Source organism: Lysobacter sp. F6437 (assembly GCF_052547215.1).
In genome coordinates this window covers 98,244-119,409 of sequence record NZ_JBQWRB010000001.1, presented here as the reverse complement: position 1 = coordinate 119,409, position 21,166 = coordinate 98,244, and the positions used below count along the sequence as shown (strand labels likewise).

Annotated in this window: 20 protein-coding genes and 1 tRNA gene; 1 reads left to right on the top strand and 20 read right to left on the bottom strand. The window is 66.1% G+C overall.

Annotated features, from left to right (window positions below; all coding sequences use genetic code 11):
* Nucleotides 1–66 precede the first annotated feature (66 nt).
* The 18 genes from ACT9F5_RS00505 to murJ form a co-directional block, all read right to left on the bottom strand.
* Nucleotides 67–1,470: a lipopolysaccharide biosynthesis protein gene (locus ACT9F5_RS00505; RefSeq protein ID WP_445118006.1), complete on the bottom strand. Its 1,404-nt coding sequence runs from the start codon at nt 1,468–1,470 to the stop codon at nt 67–69.
* Nucleotides 1,467–2,549 (bottom strand): acyltransferase family protein, encoded by a 1,083-nt coding sequence (locus ACT9F5_RS00500; RefSeq protein WP_445118005.1) that lies wholly within the window; start codon nt 2,547–2,549, stop codon nt 1,467–1,469. The genes ACT9F5_RS00505 and ACT9F5_RS00500 overlap by 4 nt, the downstream gene beginning before the upstream one ends.
* 3 nt (nt 2,550–2,552) lie before the next feature.
* Entirely contained in the window at nt 2,553–3,884 is a 1,332-nt protein-coding gene (gene tviB / locus ACT9F5_RS00495; protein WP_445118004.1) for a Vi polysaccharide biosynthesis UDP-N-acetylglucosamine C-6 dehydrogenase TviB, read from the bottom strand.
* Nucleotides 3,885–3,887: 3 nt separating this feature from the next.
* Nucleotides 3,888–5,270, bottom strand: coding sequence for an O-antigen ligase family protein (locus ACT9F5_RS00490; protein WP_445118003.1), 1,383 nt, complete (start codon nt 5,268–5,270; stop codon nt 3,888–3,890).
* An 83-nt stretch (nt 5,271–5,353) separates the two neighbouring features.
* On the bottom strand, nt 5,354–5,650 hold the full coding sequence (locus ACT9F5_RS00485) for a hypothetical protein (RefSeq protein WP_445118002.1): 297 nt from the start codon (nt 5,648–5,650) through the stop codon (nt 5,354–5,356).
* An 84-nt stretch (nt 5,651–5,734) separates the two neighbouring features.
* Nucleotides 5,735–6,931: a tetratricopeptide repeat protein gene (locus ACT9F5_RS00480; protein ID WP_445118001.1), complete on the bottom strand. Its 1,197-nt coding sequence runs from the start codon at nt 6,929–6,931 to the stop codon at nt 5,735–5,737.
* 70 nt (nt 6,932–7,001) lie between these two features.
* Nucleotides 7,002–7,295 (bottom strand): hypothetical protein, encoded by a 294-nt coding sequence (locus tag ACT9F5_RS00475; protein ID WP_445118000.1) that lies wholly within the window; start codon nt 7,293–7,295, stop codon nt 7,002–7,004.
* Between the two features lie 92 nt (nt 7,296–7,387).
* Nucleotides 7,388–9,541: a polysaccharide biosynthesis tyrosine autokinase gene (locus tag ACT9F5_RS00470; RefSeq protein ID WP_445117999.1), complete on the bottom strand. Its 2,154-nt coding sequence runs from the start codon at nt 9,539–9,541 to the stop codon at nt 7,388–7,390.
* Entirely contained in the window at nt 9,538–10,218 is a 681-nt protein-coding gene (locus tag ACT9F5_RS00465; RefSeq protein ID WP_445117998.1) for a polysaccharide biosynthesis/export family protein, read from the bottom strand. Before ACT9F5_RS00465 ends, ACT9F5_RS00470 begins: the two co-directional genes overlap by 4 nt.
* A 72-nt stretch (nt 10,219–10,290) precedes the next feature.
* Nucleotides 10,291–11,124, bottom strand: a complete 834-nt coding sequence (locus tag ACT9F5_RS00460; RefSeq protein ID WP_445117997.1) for a CpsB/CapC family capsule biosynthesis tyrosine phosphatase — start codon at nt 11,122–11,124, stop codon at nt 10,291–10,293.
* Between the two features lie 50 nt (nt 11,125–11,174).
* Nucleotides 11,175–11,250: transfer RNA gene (locus ACT9F5_RS00455), tRNA-Thr, on the bottom strand.
* A 48-nt stretch (nt 11,251–11,298) separates the two neighbouring features.
* Nucleotides 11,299–12,249: a 4-hydroxy-3-methylbut-2-enyl diphosphate reductase gene (ispH, locus tag ACT9F5_RS00450; RefSeq protein WP_445117996.1), complete on the bottom strand. Its 951-nt coding sequence runs from the start codon at nt 12,247–12,249 to the stop codon at nt 11,299–11,301.
* Between the two features lie 9 nt (nt 12,250–12,258).
* The gene (locus tag ACT9F5_RS00445; protein ID WP_445117995.1) at nt 12,259–12,597 is read right to left on the bottom strand and encodes a toxin-antitoxin system HicB family antitoxin; all 339 of its coding nucleotides are present in this window, start codon (nt 12,595–12,597) and stop codon (nt 12,259–12,261) included.
* Nucleotides 12,594–12,848 carry a type II toxin-antitoxin system HicA family toxin gene (locus tag ACT9F5_RS00440; RefSeq protein WP_445117994.1) on the bottom strand — a complete coding sequence of 85 codons (255 nt, stop codon included), beginning with the start codon at nt 12,846–12,848 and terminating at the stop codon, nt 12,594–12,596. The genes ACT9F5_RS00445 and ACT9F5_RS00440 overlap by 4 nt, the downstream gene beginning before the upstream one ends.
* Nucleotides 12,849–12,878: 30 nt before the next feature.
* Nucleotides 12,879–13,388 carry a signal peptidase II gene (gene lspA / locus ACT9F5_RS00435; protein WP_445117993.1) on the bottom strand — a complete coding sequence of 170 codons (510 nt, stop codon included), beginning with the start codon at nt 13,386–13,388 and terminating at the stop codon, nt 12,879–12,881.
* The gene (ileS, locus tag ACT9F5_RS00430; RefSeq protein ID WP_445119454.1) at nt 13,388–16,201 is read right to left on the bottom strand and encodes an isoleucine--tRNA ligase; all 2,814 of its coding nucleotides are present in this window, start codon (nt 16,199–16,201) and stop codon (nt 13,388–13,390) included. The genes lspA and ileS overlap by 1 nt, the downstream gene beginning before the upstream one ends.
* Before the next feature lie 65 nt (nt 16,202–16,266).
* Nucleotides 16,267–17,232 (bottom strand): bifunctional riboflavin kinase/FAD synthetase, encoded by a 966-nt coding sequence (locus ACT9F5_RS00425; RefSeq protein WP_445117992.1) that lies wholly within the window; start codon nt 17,230–17,232, stop codon nt 16,267–16,269.
* Between the two features lie 266 nt (nt 17,233–17,498).
* A complete protein-coding gene (murJ, locus tag ACT9F5_RS00420; RefSeq protein ID WP_445117991.1) occupies nt 17,499–19,076 on the bottom strand; it encodes a murein biosynthesis integral membrane protein MurJ in 1,578 nt (525 codons plus the stop codon).
* Nucleotides 19,077–19,245: 169 nt separating this feature from the next.
* On the opposite strand from murJ, the gene rpsT reads away from it, so the two are divergent.
* A complete protein-coding gene (gene rpsT / locus ACT9F5_RS00415) occupies nt 19,246–19,515 on the top strand; it encodes a 30S ribosomal protein S20 (RefSeq protein ID WP_445100092.1) in 270 nt (89 codons plus the stop codon).
* 188 nt (nt 19,516–19,703) lie between these two features.
* On the opposite strand, the gene cgtA is transcribed toward rpsT, so the two are convergent.
* The gene (gene cgtA, locus ACT9F5_RS00410; RefSeq protein ID WP_445117990.1) at nt 19,704–20,786 is read right to left on the bottom strand and encodes an Obg family GTPase CgtA; all 1,083 of its coding nucleotides are present in this window, start codon (nt 20,784–20,786) and stop codon (nt 19,704–19,706) included.
* Between the two features lie 119 nt (nt 20,787–20,905).
* Nucleotides 20,906–21,163 (bottom strand): 50S ribosomal protein L27, encoded by a 258-nt coding sequence (gene rpmA, locus ACT9F5_RS00405; RefSeq protein WP_445117989.1) that lies wholly within the window; start codon nt 21,161–21,163, stop codon nt 20,906–20,908.
* Nucleotides 21,164–21,166: the final 3 nt, after the last annotated feature.

The following is a 21,166-nucleotide window of genomic DNA, read 5'->3' as shown; positions in this document are numbered from 1 at the left end:
CACGTTCGTAACGACCGCCGAACGAACTGGGGCACAATCGCTTCAATCATCGTTCGGAGCGAACCATCACTTCTCATCGGCCCTCTCCCTTATAAAAATCGCGCCCAAACAGGAATTGATCGTGAGCAAACGCAACGCGTCACGCCACATAAGGAAGTTCCATGCTGTCATCGCCAGCGAACTTCCAACGGCGGCGCCAATAATCCCAAAAAACCACACCAGCGGAGGAAGAACCACCACCAGCAGTGTCAACGAAATGGCGGACGCTCTGGTCACCCGCGCTTGATGGCCCGTCATGTTCAACAACACGGAATTTGCCCCGAATAACCCATTCGACAGAACGCCAACGCCAAGGATCAGCAACGTCGTATTTGCGCTCGAGAAATCATCACCAAAAATTCTACCCAGCATGACATCGCCCACCACAAAAAAAGGCAATATCAGAACTAATATGCATAGCGTCATGCCCACTGCAACCGACGCCAAAAGCCTCTGTAACCGCCGATAATCACCCTCGGCATACAGGCGAGCAATAATCGGAGCGCTCACGAGGTTGAACAGCGTGACTGGCATCGCCACTAGAAGGGTTACCGAGCTGGCCACACGATATACGCCCACTATCGCAACCGTGGACATGATCCCTAACAGCAAAATCACTAAGTGCGACTGCAATACTCGCATGCCCTCCGTTAACGCCAGGGGCAACGCGTCTGCCCACCAGCCTCGCGCATCGATCACGACGCCCGAAGCCGCAGCCTGTTCTGGCATCGTTGTTCGCAGCATCAACGTCGCTATCACTAGAGCGAAGGCTGCAGAGACTGAGCCCAAGCCCATGGCAATAGCGGGGCTCAAGGGCACAACCAACAACGACATGAGAAATAGCAATAGCGAGTAAAGTGCCGGCCTGAACAGCGCATCGGGCAGTTGCCCTTTCACAATGTGTTGGAGCCCACGCAGAGTGGCACTTCGGATATTCCCTTGCGCTACCAATGGCACCAAGAGCAACCCTGACAGTAGGGTCCGCCCCAAAGGCGATTCTATGCCCCTATCGGCGATCAAAAGCCAAGCAACTACGGAAACTGCGATAGCCAACGAAATCTTCGACACCGCGCGGCTTGCCCAATGTAGAACTCCGCGAACTTTGGTCCAGTTGCACGTCACCTGAGCCGAGGCGACTTCACGCGTCAGCAACTGAGGAAGTCCAAATTCCGTTGGCACTGTTAGGAGCGCGATGATCGACATCGCAATGCCGTACACCCCATAGCCTGCTACACCCAGACCTCGCGCCAATTGGACACCAACAAGAAAACCAAACCCCATGCCGGCGATACGAATACCCGCGCTACCGAGGACCGCCTTGACCAGCAGAGCTCCCAGCCCAGGGCCAGCAAGATAGTTCCGCGCACGAGAAATCACACTGCGTACTCGCGCGGCAAAGTGTTGGGCAGGAATGCTAGGTGGTTCATTCACGTCGCGTGAAATAGCATGGAACTGATCATCGACTGTCGCCCTCCGCAACCACGGAGCCGCGCGTAACGATTACTGAGCCGATTGGCGATGCGAACATTCTTCGCGCCAGTGCCAGCCCATGCCTTTCGTAGAAATAGTAGTAACCCAGCCCGGCGACCAACGCCGGAGTGGTGATCAGCAAGAACGCCGGCAGTGGGGCCACATCCGGGATGAAACGCCTCAGGATGCGGACGGCAATCGATAGCAGCGGGTTGTGAACCAGATAAATCGAGTACGACGCTGCGCCGATGAAGAGTACCCACCCCCCCGGGACTCCAGCGCTGCGCCCAGGTCGACAACGCGCACACGATAAAGCCTGCAAACGCCAATGCCAGCAGCCAGCGATTGGGGTTGGGCTGGCCGACTTCCAAGGCAAGTACAACAGCGCCAATTATTCCGCCAACAACCGGAGCCCATGCCCTTACGCCGTTACGCGTCAGATAATAGACCGCGACGCCAAGCAGGAAGCACAGGTTGAGAGGTGACAACAGATATTTCCAACCCAACGACAGCGGCGGACCGACCCATGCCTGCCCAACAATCAGCGCCGCCCAAACCACCAATAACCACCACAGCGCCTTGCGTGAAACGAAGATCAGCGAGAAAAGCGCGTAGAACAACAACTCGTGGATCAAGGTCCACGCGACGGAAAGAGCAGGAGGGCTGACGGACGGCAGCAAGGTCAAGGAGGTCAGCACACCGGGAGTTCGATCGGCTGCACTCAGATTCGGAAACAACAGGTACAACAGCAGCATGCTGATGCCGATGGGGAGGTACGGAACGTAGATGCGGATCAGCCGGGCCCGGGCGTAGTCACCGAAGCCGCGGCCCGTTTCCAGCAGACGGTTGCTGGAGAGCGCGATGATGAAGCCGGACAGCACGAAGAAAAAATCGACGCCGAGATAGCCATTCGCAATCACCACACTGCCCGCGCCCAACGGCCCGACGAATGCGCTGACAGACTGGTTGGCGTGATGCACGAGCACCCAGCACGCGGCAACCGCACGCATCGCTTCCAGCCATTGCAGCTTCTTGGCCAAGACTTAAAGCCTACCGTCCACCGCTTTCCGCGGCAGCACGTACTTCACGTCATAAAGCACCGCCCCCGGCTTGCCGTGCGCGCGAATGCCGGCAGCACCCAGCTTGCGGAACTCCTCATGTCCCACCGCCACCACGATGGCGTCGTATTCGCTTTGGCCCGGCTCGCACAGCGGCAACCCGTACTCATGCTTGGCCTCGGCGGCATTCACCCACGGGTCGCAGACGTCGACGCGGGCGTTATAGCCCTGCAACGCCTCGATGATGTCCACCACGCGGGTGTTGCGCAGGTCCGGGCAGTTCTCCTTGAATGTTAAGCCAAGGATCAGGATGCGCGCACGCACCGGGTTGATGCCGTTGCGCACCATGAGTCGGATCACCTCGCCGGCCACGTACGCGCCCATGCCGTCGTTCGTGCGACGGCCGGCAAGGATCACATCCGGGTGATGCCCCACTTCCTGCGCCTTGTGGGTCAGGTAGTAGGGATCGACGCTGATGCAGTGGCCGCCGACCAGACCCGGGCGGAACGGCAGGAAGTTCCATTTGGTTCCTGCCGCTTCCAGCACCTCCAAGGTATCGATGCCGAGCTTGTTGAACAGCATCGCCAAGTCGTTGACCAAGGCGATGTTGAGGTCGCGCTGAGTGTTCTCGATGACCTTGGCGGCTTCGGCCACCTTGATGCAGCTGGCCTTGTGGGTGCCGGCGGTGATGATGCTGGCGTAGAGGCTGTCGATGAAGTCGGCGGCTTCGGGGGTGGAGCCGGAGGTGACTTTGAGGATGTTGGTTACGCGGTGCTCTTTGTCGCCTGGGTTGATGCGTTCGGGGCTGTAGCCTACTGAGAAGCTGCCCTCATCTGCCTTTTGGGCATCTTCTCCCGCAGGCGGGAGAAGAGAAGAGCGCGAGGTATCGAACTTGAGGCCCGAGACTTTTTCGAGGATGGGGACGCAGACTTCCTCGGTGCAGCCGGGGTAGACGGTGGACTCGTAGATCACGGTGTCGCCGTCCTTGAGGACCTGGCCCAGGGCTTCGCTGGCCTTGATCAGCGGGGTCAGGTCGGGGCGCTTGGCCGAGTCGATGGGCGTGGGCACGGTGACGATGTAGACGTTGCAGGCCTGCAGGTCCTGCAGGTCGCTGGTGAAGGTCAGGCGCGTGGCTTCGGCCAGTTCTTCCGGCGACGCTTCGAGAGTGTTGTCGCGTCCTGCGCGCAGCTCGTCGATACGGGACTGGTTGATGTCGAAGCCGACGGTGTCGTAGCGCTTGCCGAACTCGACGGCCAGTGGCAGGCCGACGTAGCCGAGGCCGACGATGGCGAGGCGGGCGTTATCGAGGGTTTGCATGGGTCAGTCCGTTTGATCGTTTGGTTTTGTTTGGGGGCCGAGGTGGGCCAGCAGCAGGGCGAACAGGGTGGTGATGGTGAGGGTGCGCAGGGGGTAGTCGACCAGGCTGTGGGCTATGGGGATCAGGATGGCTGTGGTGATCGCCAGTGTATGGGGGTGGAAGCGGGGGTGGGTCGCGACGGGAAGGGTGATCGCGACTGACGTCGCTCCTACAAGGGCGTTGCGGATTATTGCGGCCAGGAGGGGGATGGCCAGTGCGATCAGCAGTAGGCCGAGGATTCCTGCTTCCAGGGCTACTTCGACGAAGTCGTTGTGGGCGTGGAGGGCGTGGGTGTTGACCATGGCGCTGACGGGTTCGAACGGGGCGTAGGTGTCGCGGAAGCTGCCCATGCCGCTGCCCCAGGGCAGGTAGGCCTTGATGGCGCTCCAGCCGTGCTCGAGGTATTCCCAGCGGCGGTCGCCCAGCGGGTCCATGTTGAAGCGGTCGATGATCCGGCCCCAGGCGTAGTTGGCGACGGCGAGGATGGTCACCAGCGTGGCGGCGAACAGGCCGGCGTGGCGTCGCGGCCAAGTCGCGACGGGACTGTTACCGCGCAGCAGCAGGATGGCGGCGGTGATGGCGACGCCGAGCGTGGCGAGCAGGATGCCGGCGCGCGAGAAGGTCATCGCGGCGCCGAGCAGCAACAGCATGAGGGCGCCGTACCAGGCGAATGCGGCGGGCACGCGCCGCTGTTGCTGCGCCTGGTGGCCGAACACCATGGCCAGCGGCGCCAGCATCGCCAGCAACGCGGCCAGGTGGTTGCGGTTGGCGAACAGCGCGGTGGCGGAGCCCTTGTTCTGGAAGTCGTGCACGTGCAGGTCGATGCGGCTGCCGCCGGGCACCTGGGCAAAGCCGAGCAGGACCATCGGCACCGCGAGCACGACCGCAAGCTGGATCAGCCGCTGTCGCGAATGCGTGGCCAAGGTGCTGGCGAGCATCCACATGGCAGCGAAGGTAATCAGCGCCAGCAGCGCGCGGACGGTGCCCCAGCGGTCCAGTGTCATCGGCAGCCAGGCCGGGGCAACGCCGGCGGCGTGCATGTCGGCCAGCACGGCTACGCGTTGCGGCAGTCGGGCGAACAGGCTTGCGGGCAACGGCAGTAGTTGCAGCGCGACAAGCGCCATCGCGGTCAGCAGCAGGTAGAGGAAGAGGCGCTGCAGTCGGGTGGCATCGGCGTGGCGCCAGCGCAGGATGCCGAGGGCGAGCGCCAGCAATGCAAACAGGTGCACGACGAGGTCGCCCGCGCCGCGCGAGCCCCCGCCGAAAATCATCGCGATCACCAGCAACGCGGCCGTGGCCGCGAACGCGATGAATTCAGGCGTCCCCCCGGCGCCCTTCACTTGCATGTTTCTTCTACTCCGGGAATGCAACGGGCCGCGCTAGGCGGCCCGTCGTGTCGAGCTTGAATTTGTGGTGTGCGTTACGGCGATTACGGGCTCGACGGGCTGTCGTCGTCGCTGTCGCCGCCCAGCACCAGGGCGAGCGCAACGGCACCCGCGGCACCGACGGCGATCACGGCCTTGGGCACGCGCGGTGCGGTGTTCACCACGGAGGTGGGCTGCGCGGGCGTGGTGGCCGGGGCCGGGGTCTGGGCCGGAGCCTGGTCCTGCGCGGCAGGCGCCACGGCCGCAGGTGCCGGGGTGGCAGCCGGTGCGGGGGGCGTGGTCTGGGCAAAAGCAGAGCCGAAGGCAAACGTGGCGGCCAGACCAACAAGCAACTTCTTCATCGATTTCCCCATTTTGAAAACGTGGCGCCCAACCGGCGCGGCATTGCACCGCAGCATAATCGGAGTCTGAATAGACCGCAACCGTCACGGAAGCTTGGTGATGAACGTCTCATCAAGCTGAATGGAGCCCCGGATGGTCCGTTCCGCCAGCGAGCGTGCGGTGTGCCGCAATTGTAACTGCTGGCGTTCGCAGCCCGGCGGGACATCGAAGGCGGTTTTGACCGACGTCCAAACCGGTGCGGCGCCAAGGGGCAGCTCGGCCAGCACCCCGCCGGTACCCACGCTGCAGGAAAGTTGCCAGACGAAGGGGCGACTTGTGTTGATGGATTGCCAGGCGGCCGCCTGCAGTTGGTAACGACCGGGCGCCAGCGCCAGCGGTTGGCGCAGGTGGGCGAACCGGACGGCGCGGCCGTCGAACACGATCGACAGTGCGTATTCGCCCGACAGCGGGTCGGTCGGGTCGGGACCGATGGCGACGCCGGCTGGCGGATTGTCGTATTGCCAGCCGTAGCCGCCGGTCACGCCCGGGTGTTCGAAGCCACCGTCGAATACCAGCCCCGCGGCGGCGCGGTCGTCCACGGCGAGGGTCTGCAACCAGACCTGTCGCGCATCCGCGGCCCGGCCGGCGCGGTCGAGCAGGCTGACGCGGGCGTGCAGTTCGCGCTCGGACAGTGGGCCGGTGGCGGCGAGTTCCGCCAGCAGGGTCTGGGCCGGTTCGACCGGGGTGGTCTCGGCCAGCAGTGGCGCGATCATTGCTGCGCGCCACGGGGGATCCTGTGCGAGGCGTTGGACCAGTCCCGCACGCATTTCGGTGTCGCCCAGGTACGGCATCAGGCCGCCGAGCAGCGCCGGGCGAAGGCGGGGTGCGACGCGCAGCAGGGCATCGAGATGGGTCAGGCCGCGGTCGATGTCGCCTTCTGCAAACGCACGGTCGACCAGTGCGGCCTGGGCGATGCGGTCACGCGGCCAGCGTTCGGCGGCGATGGCGTACAGGCGGCCGGCTTGTTGCTGGTCGCCATTGGACTGCGCGACCTGCGCGAGCACGCGGTAGGCGCGGCCGTCGATGGGGCGGTCGTGCAGTGCGGCCCTCGCCTGCCCACCGGCGGCGACGGGCAGCGCCGGGGCGTCGTCGATCGCTTCGATCAACCGTTCCGGACCGGTGGGTGCGCCGATATCGCCATCCACGCGACCGAGTTGCAGGGTGAGCCAGGCGAGCGGGATCACAACCGCGGCGGCGATGAGGGTGCGGACGGTGCCAGGACGGGATGTGGCTGGATTCATCCGCACAGTATCCGGAAAAAACGAAAGGGCCGGTTGGCCCCTTCGTGGAATCGACGATGCAGCGCCCGTGTCAGGGGCTGGACGGCTCGTCGTCGTTGTCGTCGCCAGCCGTGGTCAGTACCAGCGCGCCCAATGCGACGCCCGCGGCGATCATCAGCGAGCTGCGCTGCGGGTCGGCGTCACCGGTACCGAGGAAGGGTTCCGGGGCGGGAACACCGGCCGGCGTGGTCGCGGCGGGCTGCGGCGCGGCGGTCGTCGCCGGCGCCTGGACGGTGTCCTGCGGCAACGGCTGCGCAGGTGCGGCGGTCTGCGCGAACGCGGGGGCGGCGGTGATCGCCAGTGCGAGGCCGAGTAGCAACTTCATGTTGGTTCACTCCAATGGGGTTCGTGGCGCATGGCGCGCGACTGGCAACGTTAGCGGCGCGCCGGTGTACGGGACGTGGACGGTCGCCCGTCTCAGTCCTTGTCGCCGCCATAGCTGTAATAGGTGTAGCTGTAGCCTTCGCCCTTGCGCTTGAGGTCGAAGCGCGTGAGCAGGGTGCCGAGGATCCGGGCGCGGACGCTGGTCAGTCGCTGGATGGCGATCTGCAACGCGTCGCTGCGGGTGGCCTCGGCGGCGGCGACCAGTACGGTTGCCTCGGCCTGGTGCGCAAGCAGGGGCGCATCGGCGAGGCCGAGCACCGGCGGGCCGTCGAGGACGATCACGTCGAAGTCGGCGCGCAGGGCTTGCATCAGCGCCGTGAGGCGATCGCCGGCCAGCAGCTCGGGCGGGCTGGGCGGCAACGGGCCGGAGGTCATCACCGACAGCTTCTGGTCCTCCAGCCGTTGCAATGCGGAGCCCTGCTCCACCGCACCGGACAAGACGCTGGACAGGCCCACGCCATTGGACAGGCCGAGCACGCGATGCAGCGACGGATTGCGCAGGTCGGCGTCGACCAGCACCACGCGCTTGCCGAGCTGGGCGATGTTGCGCGCGAGTTCGACCGCCGAGGTGGTCTTGCCTTCGGTGGCGTTGGCACTGGTGATCAGCAGGCTGTGCGGCAACCCATGCGGGGTGGCGAACTGCAACGCGGTGCGGACCGAGCGGTAAGCCTCCGCGAACGGCGAGCGCAGGTCGGCCGCGGCCTGGGCCGGGGTGGTGTTTTCGCCGAGCAGCGGGATGACGCCGAGCACGGGGCGGCCGGTCAGGTCGCGCAGCGCGGCGGGTGTCTTCACCGTGCGGTCGAGGTGGTGCAGCAGGAACGCCAGCAGCACGCCGCCGAACAGGCCCAGCAGCAGGCCGACGGCGAGGTTGAGCGCGAGCCGCGGCGAATGGCGGCCGTTCGGAACCACCGCACGGTCGATCACCGAGATGTTGTTGGCCCCCACTCCGCCGGCGACGCCGATCTCCTTGTAGCGCTGCAGCAGCGCGTCATAGATCTCGCGGTTGGTGTCGGCCTCGCGCTTGAGGATGTTGTACTGGATGCTGCGGCCCTGCAGGTCGAGCACGTCGCCCTTGAGGCCGCTGATCTGGTCGCGCAACAGTGATTCCTGCGCCAGCGCGGAGCGGTACTGGGTCTCGATGGCGGTGCGGATGTTGCCGACCTCGGTGGCGACCTGGCGGTCGAGCTCCTCGATCTGTCCACGCAGGCGGACCATGTCCGGGTAGTCCGGCTTGTAGGTGCCGAGCTTCTCCTGGTACTCCGACTCCAGCACGGCGCGCTGTTCACGCAGGGTCTGGATCAGCGGGTTCTCGACGACCTGCGGCAGGCCCATGCCGGAGCCGCTGGTGGCCTGGCGCCACATCGCCTCGGTCTTGATGCGCTGGTCCTGCACGGCGCCCAGCGCGTTGTTGAGTTGCGACAGGCTCTGCGCCGACAGCGAGGGCTGGTCGTCGCCGACGGAGACGATCTGCTCCTGCGCGGAGAACTGCACCACGGCCCTCTCGGAATCCTCGAGCCGGGCCTTGAGCTGGGCAAGACGCTCTTCCAGGTACTTGGTCGCGTAGGCCGAGGCGTCGAAGCGGCGCTCCAGGTTGCTGGCGATGAAGGCGTCGGCGTAGGTGTTGGCGACGCGCGCGGCCAGGCGCGGGTCGGGCGAATCGAAGTTGATCTTGACCAGCCGCGAGTTGCGAATCGGCTCGATCGTCAGTGCCTGCTGCAGCTGTCCGACCAAGGCGCGTTCGCGGGCCTGCTGCCGGGTGGTGGGGACGACTTCTCCGTCGGTCTTCTCGGCGAGGGCCTCGTCCACCGCCTCGATGCGATCGGCGTACTGGGGATGCTCGACAAGCTCGAGATCCTGGATCACCCGCAGCGCCAGCGAACGGCTTTTCAGCAGTTCGTACTGGGTCTGGTAGAAGTCGCCATCACCCGCGGCGTCCACTGGACTGACGCCTTCGAAGTTGGTCACCTGGATGGTGTCGCGCTCGATCTGCAGGGTGGTGCCGGCACGGTAGATCGGCGTTGCCAGCAAAGTGAACACCAGCGTCAGGAGCACCACCGCGCCCAGCACCCCAAGCACCAGCCACTGTCGCTCACGCAGTATCCGCCAGTACTGCAGCAGATCGATTTCGTCCTCGTCCTGGCGGGACGGACCAGACGGCAAAGTCGACTCGTCGGAGACAGTACTCACTTGAATACTCTCCATACCGCGATCAACGGGACGATCTGGATGAGGTTCTTCAGTGCAACCCGGCCGGACGAAGTGTCGACCACGACGATGTCCTCACCCATCAGGATCGGATCGTCTAGGGTGCCGGCTTGGATCGCGTTGATGTCAAAGCGCGCGAACTGGCGTTGGCCGTTGATGGTGCGGAACACGAGGACGTTTTCATAACTGGCCACGTCGGTCATGCCTTCGGCCAGAGCCAGTGCCTGCAGCAAGGTGACCTGGGAGGGGATGGGATAGATGCCGGGGTTCTCGACCGCGCCGCTGACGGTGACCCGCTGGCTGGCGAACTCCTTGACGAACACCGAGACCTGCGGGTTTTGCAGGTAGTCGGCGGCGTAACGCGCCTCGATCTCTGTCTGCAGTGCGTTGACGGTGAGGCCGGCGGCATCGATGACGCCGATCAGCGGCAGCGAGATCTGGCCGGCGTTGTTGACCCGCACTTCCCGGTCGAGGTCTTCGATCTGGAACACGGTGACGGTCAGCAGGTCGCTGGGGCCGATGCGGTACTCGGGACGGCCGACGGCCTCGGCTACGACGTCACCCTGCGGGAGGACATGGACGGTGCCATCGGCGGCGGGGCCGCGGCTGGCGCAGGCGGCGAGCAATGCCACGCACAACAGCGCAGCCAAACGAATCAAGTGATGCAAAAGCCTTGTCCCCTGGATCTCGAATGCAATAACCGGCGTCACAAATCGGCGGTTGACCGGAAATTATGCACGACCCGAGCGGAGCCTGCGCAGGAATCCGCGCAAGGCTGAACCGGAATCCGGTGTCGATGGTGTTGAGGCGGCGAAACCGGGGGTGGAGAACAGCGGAGGTGGCAGTAGCTCCGGTGCGATATCCGCGACGATGCCGGCGGGGCGCGTCTCGACCATGTGGCGGGCCTCCTCCAAGCCGACCAGCACGGCGGCCGCGTCGCGGGCCTCGGCCAGCAACGGCGGGCGGCGGGTCGGATGGTGCGCGTCGGTGGCCAGCAGCATGCAGTGGCCTTCGCCGACGAAGCGCTCGCCCCAGTACCTGACCCGACGACCGAAGCGGCCGGTGATCGCGCCCGCGGTGACCTGCATCCAGGCGCCACGCCGGCTGAGGCGGTCGAATACGTCGTACTGGTCCTCGACCCAGCTGAGCCGCTCGGGATGCGTGATGACTGGCACGTAGCCGGCCGCCATCAGGTCGAACAGCGCGTCCTCGAACCCGGGCGGCGCGACGTGGTGGGACGGCTCCAGCAGCAGGTAGCGCGAGCCGGCGATGGTCGGCACCCTGCCCTCGCGCATGCCCGCGAGCAGGCTGGGGACGAGGTGGACGTCGGCGCCTTCGAGCAGCTTGAGCGGGATGTCGCGCTGGTCGAGCTCGGCCTGCAGGCCGGCGATCGAGGCACGGATGCCAGCGGCATCGTTGTCGTACATGCCCGGGTAGATATGCGGCGAGCAGGCGATGGTGTGGATGCCGTCGGCGACCGCGATGCGGGCCATCTCCAGCGCCATGTCGAGGTCGACCGCGCCGTCGTCGATGCCCGGGAGGATGTGGCAGTGCAGGTCAAGCATGCGGCGACGATACAGCAACAAAAAGACCCGCCGAAGCGGGCCTTGCTGTCTGGTGCCGGAAATAGGAATCGAACCTACGACCTACGCATTACGAATGCGCCGCTCTACCAACTGAGCTATTCCGGCGAAGAGGCGGAATTGTAGGGTTGGCGGGCCTGCAGGGTCAATTGACGGTCAGTCGACCAGTTGCACCCGCAGTTCCTTGGGCAGCGCAAACACCATGTTCTCGGGCTCGCCGTCGAGCTCGGTGAGGGTGTCGGCGCCGAGTTCGCGCAGGCGGGCGATCACGCCACGGACCAGCACGTCCGGGGCAGAGGCGCCAGCGGTGATGCCGATGTGCTTGCGGCCGGTGATCCATTCCGGCCGGATCTCGTCCGCGCCGTCGATCAGGTGGGCCTCGACGCCCTGGCGCTCGGCCAGTTCGCGCAGGCGGTTGGAGTTGGAGCTGTTGACCGAGCCGACCACCAGCACCAGGTCGCACTTGGCAGCGAGTTGGCGCACGGCGTCCTGGCGGTTCTGGGTGGCGTAGCAGATGTCGTCGTTCTTTGGCCCCTGGATCGCCGGGAACCTGGCCTTGAGGGCGTCGATCACGGCGCGGGTGTCATCGACCGAGAGCGTGGTCTGGGTGGTGAAGGACACGTGCTCCGGCTGCTCGACCGTGAGCGCGGCGACGTCCTCCAGGTCCTCGACCAGGTAGATGTTGCCGCGGCCGGCTTCGCGCTGCCACTGGCCCATCGTGCCCTCGACCTCGGGATGGCCTTCGTGGCCGATCAGGACCATGTCGCGACCGGCGCGGCACTGGCGCGCGACCTCGAGGTGGACCTTGGTCACCAGCGGGCAGGTCGCGTCGAACACCTTGAGGTCGCGGCGCGCGGCCTCGGCGCGGACGGCCTGCGAGACACCGTGCGCGCTGAAGATCACGGTATTGCCGTCGGGGACTTCGTGCAGCTCCTCGACGAAGATCGCGCCGCGCTGCTTGAGGTCGTCGACCACGAACTTGTTGTGCACGACTTCGTGGCGCACGTAGATCGGCGCACCAAGGGTCTCCAGCGCGCGGTTGACGATCTCGATGGCGCGGTCGACACCGGCGCAGAAGCCGCGGGGGTTGGCGAGGATGACGTCCATGTGGGGATTTTACGCTGCGGCCGTCTCGTGCTGAACCGCTTCTGCAATCAATTGGTTCAGGCTGACGCCGCGTGCGGCCGCGGCAGCGACGGCAGCGGCATGCAGCGCCTTGGGGAGTCGCACCTGGAACTTGCCGGAGAAACTGCGCTTCGGCGAAATGCCGCGCTCCTCGCAGATTGCGAGGAAAGTTTCCAGCGAGCGCTGCCCTTCAACCAGGAGTGCGTCGTAGCTCTTGGCATAGAAATCGGCCCCCCCGTTGAGCTCGACAAACTCGCCACGGAACATGCCAAGTTCTGCATCCAGGGTAATCACCGCCTTGTGCCCGTCGATGTTGATAGTGTTGATCATGGGGTCACCCCATTGAGTTCAAGCCATTTGCGGATGCTCGTCACTGCGCCCTTGTCGGTATCGGGCTGCGGGTGCGGACGATGGAATACCTGGATCTGGTTCTTCCAGATGAAGGCGACCCGCGACCCTTCCCGTTCCTCCCGGTCCGCACCCAAGGCCACCAGCAACGACTCGATGTCGTTCCATTGGATATTCCCCGGCACGGGCCGGGCAAAAATCGCATCCAGCGTCTTGGCGTGCTTCCTTCTCACCCCGGAATGGTACCAGAATCTGGTATCAAATCAATCCGTCTTGCCCTGCCCGCCCAAGAGTCCATACAGCGCGATGCCCACTGCGCCGCCGACGATCGCGGCGTCGGCGATGTTGAACGCGGGCCAGTACCAGTCCTGCCAGTGCCACTGGATGAAGTCGACGACGTGGCCGTGGATCAGGCGGTCGATGACGTTGCCGATGGCGCCGCCGATCACCAGCGCGTAGGGCATCGCGGTCTTCCAGTCGCGGCGCGGGGTGCGGTACAGCCAGTAGCCGAGCAGGCCGGAGATGCCGGCCGCGAGGATCACGAAGAAGTACTTCTGCCAGCCGCCGGCGTCACTGAGGAAGCTGAAGGCGGCGCCGGTGTTGTAGGTGCGGTACCAGTTCCAGACGCCTTCGATCACCGGGATGGCGGTGTACTCGGGCAGGGACGTCAGCACCCAGTACTTGGTCAGCTGGTCGAGCCCGATCACGACGACCGAGAGAACCAGCCAGATCAGGGCGTTGGGCCGGGGCTTGCCGGATGTCGGACCGGCCATCAGAACCACCTCCGGTCTTCGCCGTCACCGTCGATGTTGTCGACGCAGCGACCGCACAGGGTCGGGTGTGCTTCGACGCTGCCGACGTCGGCGCGGTAGTGCCAGCAGCGACCGCACTTGGATTTCTCGCTGCGAGTGGCTTCGACCGCGACCTCCTTGGCGCCGTCATCGGCAACCACGCTGACGTCGCCGCTGATGAAGAGGAAGCGCAGCTCCTCGGCCAGCGGGGTGAGCCAGTTCTGGTCGGCGACACCGCAGCGCAGGGCGATCTCGGCCTCCAGCGCGGCGCCGATGGTGCCGGCGGCGCGCATCGGTTCGAGCAGCTTGCTGACCTGTTCGCGCAGCGCCAGCAGGCGCTTGAAGTCCTCGGCCGACAGTGGCGCGTCGTCGGCCAGCGGGGCGAGGCCGTCGTACCAGGTGGTGAACAGCACGTTGCCTTCGCGCGGGCCCTGCTCGGTCACGGCCGGCAGGTAGCCCCACATCTCGTCGGCGGTGAAGCTCAGGATCGGCGCGATCCAGCGTACGAACGCCTCGGCGATGCGGTACATCGCGCTCTGCGCGGAACGGCGCCCACGCGAGTCGGCCGGCATCGTGTACAGGCGGTCCTTGGTGACGTCGAGGTACAGCGAGCCGAGGTCGACGCTGCAGAAGTTGGCCAGCAGCTGCACGATCTCGGCGAAGTCGTAGCGCTCGGTGGCGGCGATGATCTTCTGCTGCAGGCCGTGCGCGCGATGCACGATCCAGGCGTCGAGCGCGACCATCTCGGCGGTCGGCACCAGATGCACGGTCGGGTCGAAACCGTCGAGGTTGCTCAGCAGGAAGCGCGCGGTGTTGCGGATGCGGCGGTAGCCGTCGGCGCTGCGCTTGAGGATCTCGTCGGACACCGACATCTCGTTGCGGTAGTCAGCCGAGGCGATCCACAGCCGCAGCACGTCGGCGCCCATCGCGTCGACTACTTTCTGCGGCGCGACCACGTTGCCCAGCGACTTGGACATCTTGCGACCGTCGGCGTCGACCACGAAGCCGTGGGTCAGCACTTGCCTGTACGGCGCCTCGCCGTCCATCGCGACGCCGGTCAGCAACGAGGACTGGAACCAGCCGCGGTGCTGGTCGGAGCCTTCCAGGTACATGTCGGCTGGTTTGCGCAGACCGTCCTCAGGACGCTGTGCGAGCACGCACTCGTGGGTGACGCCAGAGTCGAACCAGACGTCGAGGATGTCGGTGACCTTTTCGTAATCGCCGGCCTCGTCGCCCAGCAGGGTCGCCGGGTCGAGCGCGTGCCAGGCATCGATGCCATCTCGCTCGACCAGGTTCGCGACCTCGCCCATCAACTCAACCGAGCGCGGATGCGGCTCATGGCTGACCTTGTGCACGAACAACGCGATCGGCACGCCCCAGGTGCGCTGGCGGCTGATGCACCAGTCCGGTCGGCCTTCGACCATGCCGGCGATGCGCGCCTCGCCCCAGTCCGGGAACCAGGCGACCTTGCCGATCGCCTCGACCGCGTCGCTGCGCAGGTTGGCCTGCTCCATCGAGATGAACCACTGCGGGGTGGCGCGGAACGCCACCGGCGTCTTGTGGCGCCAGCAATGCGGGTAGCTGTGGTTGAGTTTGGAGAACGCGAGCAACGTGTCGTTGGCGCGCAGGACCTCGACAATCGCGTCGTTGGCCTTCCAGATGTGCAGGCCTTCGAGCGCGGTGCCATCGGCCGCCAGGGTGCCGGGCAGGTACACACCGCGCGCGTCGACCGGGTTCAGCACGGCCGCTTCGAGACCCTCGAGCAGGCCGTACTTGCGCGCCACCGCAAAATCCTCCTGGCCGTGGCCGGGCGCGGTGTGGACGTTGCCGGTGCCATCCTCGTCGGAGACGTGCTCGCCGAGCAGGATCGGGATGTCGCGTTGCGCATAGAACGGGTGGCGGACGATCAGGTTCTCCAGCTCGACGCCCTTGGCGCGGCCATGCACGACGACGTCCTCGACGCCGTAACGCTTGAGCGCGCTCTCCGCCAGCGCCTCAGCCAGCACCAGCCAGCGGCGGCCGCCGTCGGCACGCGCCGGACCTTCGACCAGCATGTAATCGAGGTCGGCACCGACGCTGATCGCGAGGCTGGCCGGCAGCGTCCAAGGCGTGGTCGTCCAGATCGGCACAACGATCTCGACGCCCTCCTCCACCGCGGCACCGAAGGTCGATGCCATCGCCTTGGTCGCCTTCGCGGGATAGGCAACGTCGACTGCCGGCGAGACCTTGTCGGCGTACTCGATCTCCGCCTCGGCCAGCGCCGAGCCGCAGTCGAAGCACCAATGCACCGGCTTGGCGCCGCGCAGCAGGTGGCCGCGATCGATGATCTTCGCCAGCGAACGCAGCATGTCGGCTTCGTACCGCGAATCCATCGAGCGGTACGGGTTGTCCCAGTCGCCGAGCACACCGAGGCGCTTGAAGTCGGCGCGCTGCAGGTCGATCTGCTCGGCGGCGTACTCGCGGCACTTCTGGCGGAATTCGGCGGCATCAAGCTTGACGCCGACCTTGCCGTACTTCTTCTCGATCGCGATCTCGATCGGCAGGCCGTGGCAGTCCCAGCCCGGCACGTACGGCGCATCGAAGCCCGACAGCAGCTTCGACTTCACCACCAGGTCCTTGAGCACCTTGTTGACCGCGTGGCCGATGTGGATCACACCGTTGGCATACGGCGGACCGTCGTGCAGCACGAAGCTGCGCTCGCGGTCTTTCACCTTTTCGCGGATCTGGCCGTACAGACCGTGCTTTTCCCAGCGCGCGAGCGCAATCGGCTCGCGCTTGGGCAGGTCGCCACGCATCGGGAACGCCGTCGCCGGCAGGTTCAGGGTGGACTTGTAGGGATTGGCGTCGTTGTTCTTGGCGCTCACGCAGTCGCTCGCGGTTGGTCTTGCATCAGGATTTCACGCGCCTGTTCGGCGTCGCGGTTCATCTGCGCGACCAGGGTCGGCAGGTCATCGAATTTCTCTTCATCGCGCAGCCTGGCGACGAACTCGACCTCGATCCGCCGACCGTACAGGTCGCCGTCGAAATCGAACAGGTGGGCCTCCAGCAGCGGCTCGGTACCGTTCACCGTGGGCCGGGTGCCGAGGCTGGAGACCGACGCCAGCGGCCGGTCATCGATGCCGTGCACGCGGGTGGCGTAGATGCCCGACAGCGCCGGCACCTTGCCGCCGAACCGCATGTTGGCGGTCGGGTAACCGAGCTTGCGGCCCAACTGGGCGCCACGCACCACACGCGCGCCAATGCGATACGGCCGCCCGAGCAGGCGCGACGCGGTGGCGAAATCGCCCGATTGCAGCGCCTTGCGGATGCGGGTGCTGGAGACGCGCTCGCCATCGAGCAGCACCGGTTCGATCTCGCCGGCCGTAAATCCGTGGCCAGCGTCGGCTAGTTCACGCCCCATCCGCTGCAATAACGCAAGGTCGCCGACACGGCCCTTGCCGAAATGGAAATCGGGCCCGACCCAGACCTCGCGCACGGCCAGCTGTCCAACCAGCACCTTGCGCACGAAATCCTCCGCGGACATCGCCGCGAAACGGGCGTTGAAGCGAAGCAGGCCGACCTGGTCGATGCCGAGTTCGAACAACCCCTCGACCTTGGCCCGCGCCGACAGCAGTCGTGGCGGTGGCTGGTCGCCCGCGAAGAACTCCCGCGGCAATGGCTCGAAGGTGAGCGCCACCGCCGGCACATCAAGCGCGCGTGCGCGGGCCACGGCGTGGCGCACCAGTGCCCGATGCCCCAGGTGGAGGCCGTCGAAGGCGCCGATGCAGACCACACTGCCGTGCGGGCATCGCGACCCGCCCTCGACGTCTCTGAACAGCCTGCTCATCGGTTGAAGTATAGCGGGCGTGGGGCCCCGGCCGGCGGGCGCGGTGCTCCGGGACTCTGCCCGACCGAACCCCCGCGCTCTTGTAGGAGCGGCTTCAGCCGCGATCGGACAGTTGGTCGCTCGTCCGACTTCAGATCGCGGCTGAAGCCGCTCCTACAACGGAGGGAAGCCGCGGCCCGGTTCGAAACGCAGGTGAAGCCGCGGTCCGGTTCGAAACGTCGGGAAGCCGCGGCCGGTTGGCGCGGCGCTCCTGCCGTTCCTGATCTCTAATGCCGCAGGTGCCTCGGGCGCAGACCGGCAACCAGCAACACCACGCCATACGCCCCGGCACCCGCACCGATCACCAGCAGCAGCCAGGCCCAGCGCCACCAGCCGCTCATCGCGGTCCAGTCGCCAACCCATTCACGCAGGCCGACCACGACCGCCGCCATCGCGACCAGCCCCAGCGCGATCCGTACCAGCCAGCGGGTCCATCCCGGTTGCGGCTGGTAGATCCCGTCGCGACGCAGGTAACGCCACAGCAACGCCGCGTTGAGGATGCCGGCCAGCGCAGTCGCCGCGGCGATCCCCGCGTGTGCCCACGGCAGGTCCATGCGGTACAGGGGCGTCACCAGCGCGACCGTCAACACCACGTTGGCGACTACGGTGATCACCGCGGCGCGCATCGGGGTCCGGGTGTCCTTGCGAGCGTAGAACGCCGGCAGCAGGACCTTGCTGAGCATGAAGGCGGGGATGCCGATGCTCATCGCGGTCAGCGCGTAACCGACCATCCGGGTGTCCTCGCCGGTGAACGCGCCGTAGCGGAACAGCGAGGCGGTCAGCGGTTCGGCCAGCAGCGCCAGCCCGAGCGCGGCGGGCATGCCGATCAGCAGCACCATCCGCAGGCCCCAGTCGAGGGATTTCGAGTAACCGCCGGCGTCCTCGTCGGCGTGCAGGCGCGACAGCTGCGGCAGGATGACGGTGCCGATCGCGACGCCGAACAGCCCGAGCGGCAACTCGGTCAGCCGGTCGGAGTAGTACAGCCACGACTGCGCGGCCGGTACCAGCAACGAGGCGAACATGGTCCCGACCAGCACGTTCACCTGCGACACCGACGACGAGAAGATCGTCGGCAGCATCAGCCGGGTCACCCGCCGCACGCCTTCGTGGCGCAGGTTGAAGCGGATCCGCGGCCGGATCCCCAGCCGCGCCATCGCCGGCCACAGCACCAGCAACTGCAGGATGCCGGCGGCCAGCACGCCCCAGGCCAGCGACTGCGCGGGCACGTCGAGGTAACCGGCCAGCAGCAGCATCGCCGCGATCATCGCCACGTTATGCAGCACCGGAGTGAGCGCCGGCAGGCCGAAATGCCTGAAGGTGTTGAGCACCGCGCCGGCCAGCGCGGTCATCGAGATGAACGTCAGGTACGGGAAGGTGATGCGCAGCATGTCCGCGGCCAGCGGCACGGTGTCGGTGCCGGCCGGCGCCAGCGCGAGGAACAGCTCGGCGATCCACGGCGCGGCCAGCATGCCGAGGCCGCTGACCAGAACCACCACCGCCAGCAGCGCACCGGCGACGTGGTCGAGGAAGTCCTGCAGCGCCTTTTCGTCGCCTTTCTGCTTCAGTTCCGACAGCAACGGCACGAACGCCGACGAAAACGACCCTTCGGCGAAGATCCGGCGCAGGTAGTTGGGGATGCGGTAGGCGACCACGAACGCGCTGACCGCCGGCCCGGCGCCGAACAGGCTGGCCTGCAGCCAGTCGCGCAGGTATCCGGCGATGCGCGAGATGAACGTCATCGCGCTGAATACCGCGGTGGAACGCAGCATGCCGGCCTGCCGGACCTTGCCCGGGCCCGCCGTCATCGACGGCCCCCGGCCGGCTGGCCGTTCATGCGGGCGATGTTGACCCAAGCCATTGAATCCCCCATAATTTCCTGTCTACTCGCTGGGCAACCGGCCGACCATGGTGTCGGCAAACCGGCCCGCAGTCCATTTTTCTTCCCGCTCCAACTACATATTTCAGGAATACGCCGTGGCAAACATCAAGTCCGCCAAGAAGCGCGCCAAGCAGGCCGTCGTGCGCAACGCCCGTAATGGCAGCCAGCGCTCGATGCTGCGCACCGCCGTGAAGAAGGTGCTCAAGGCCCTCGGCGAGAACGACGCCGCCGCCGCCGAGAACGCCTTCAAGGTCGCCCAGCCGATCCTCGACCGCTTCAGCTCGCGTGGCCTGATCCACAAGAACAAGGCCGCCCGTCACAAGAGCCGCCTGACCGCCCGCATCAAGGCGCTCAAGGCTGCCTGATCCGGTTGCCCTTCGGGGCAACCAAGGCGCATGAAGAAGCCCGGCCCCGGCCGGGTTTTTTCGTGGGCGATGGAAATGGCTCCGAAGGGTGGAGCATTTCGTAGGAGCGGCTTTAGCCGCGATCGGAGTCGGCACGGGATTACGATTCCCGATCGCGGCTAAAGCCGCTCCTACGAAAGCGCGGAATTTCAGCCCGCGTGGGGGTTGCCGCTGGCGTGGGCATCGGCTTCAGCCGCGGCCTCAAGCGCGTCCTCGCGCTGGCGGTCGAAGAACGCCATGACGTCGAGCATGATCGGCCAGGTGCCCTCGCGGCCGATCGCCGAGACCAGGTAGGAGCGGTCTTTCCAGCCCAGTTCGTCGACGATCGACTCGACCAGCGCCTGGCGCTCATCCTCCGGCAGCAGGTCGGCCTTGTTGAACACCAGCCAGCGCGGCTTGTCCAGCAGCTCCGGGTCGTGCTTCTCCAGCTCGCGCTCGATCGCGCGGACCTGCTCGGCCGGGCTGATCTCGACCCCGCCCTCCATGGCCGCGATGTCGACCAGGTGCAGCAGCAGGCTGGTGCGCTGCAGGTGGCGCAGGAACTGCGCGCCCAGGCCAGCGCCATCGGCGGCGCCCTCGATCAGGCCGGGAATGTCGGCAATCACGAAGCTGCGGTGCTGCTCGACCCGGACCACGCCGAGGTTCGGGTACAGCGTGGTGAACGGATAGTCAGCGACCTTCGGCGTCGCTGCTGAGACCGCGCGGATCAAGGTGCTCTTGCCGGCGTTGGGGAAGCCGAGCAGGCCGACGTCGGCCAGCAGCTTCAGCTCCAGCTTGAGCGTGCGCTCCTCGCCCGGCAGGCCCGGCAGCGCCTTGCGCGGGGTGCGGTTGGTCGAGCTCTTGAAATGCATGTTGCCGAGCCCGCCCTTGCCACCCTGGGCGACCAGGAGGCGCTCGCCATGCGTGGTCAGGTCGCCGATCGCCTCGTCGGTCTCGACGTTGACCACCACGGTGCCGACCGGGACGGTGATGGTGAGATCCTCGCCGGCCTTGCCGTACATCTGCCGGCCCATGCCGTTCTGGCCGCGCTGGGCGCGGAACAGCCGCTGGTGGCGGAAGTCGACCAGGGTATTGAGGTTCTCGTCGGCGATGATCCAGACGCTGCCGCCATCGCCGCCGTCACCGCCATCGGGGCCACCGAGCGGGATGAATTTTTCGCGCCGGAAACCGATGCAGCCGTTGCCGCCGTTGCCTGCGGTGACCTGGATTTCGGCTTCGTCGACGAGCTTCATGCCTGGACCTTGCTTGTGGGTGGAGCGGATTGATTGTTACAGAAACGAAAAGCCCCGCCGAAGCGGGGCCTCCCGATGACAGCGGCGGCGGGACCGGGCCGAGGCCCGATCCGCGCGAATCACTCGCTGACGACGCTGACGGTGCGGCGCTTCTTCAGGCCCCGGGTGGTGAACTCGACCTTGCCATCGACCAGCGCGAACAGCGTGTGGTCGCGGCCCAGGCCGACGCCCTCGCCCGGATGGAACTGGGTGCCACGCTGGCGGACGATGATGTTGCCCGCCTCGATCGCCTGGCCGCCGTACAGCTTGACGCCGAGGTACTTCGGGTTGGAGTCGCGGCCGTTGCGCGAGGAACCTACGCCCTTTTTATGTGCCATGAC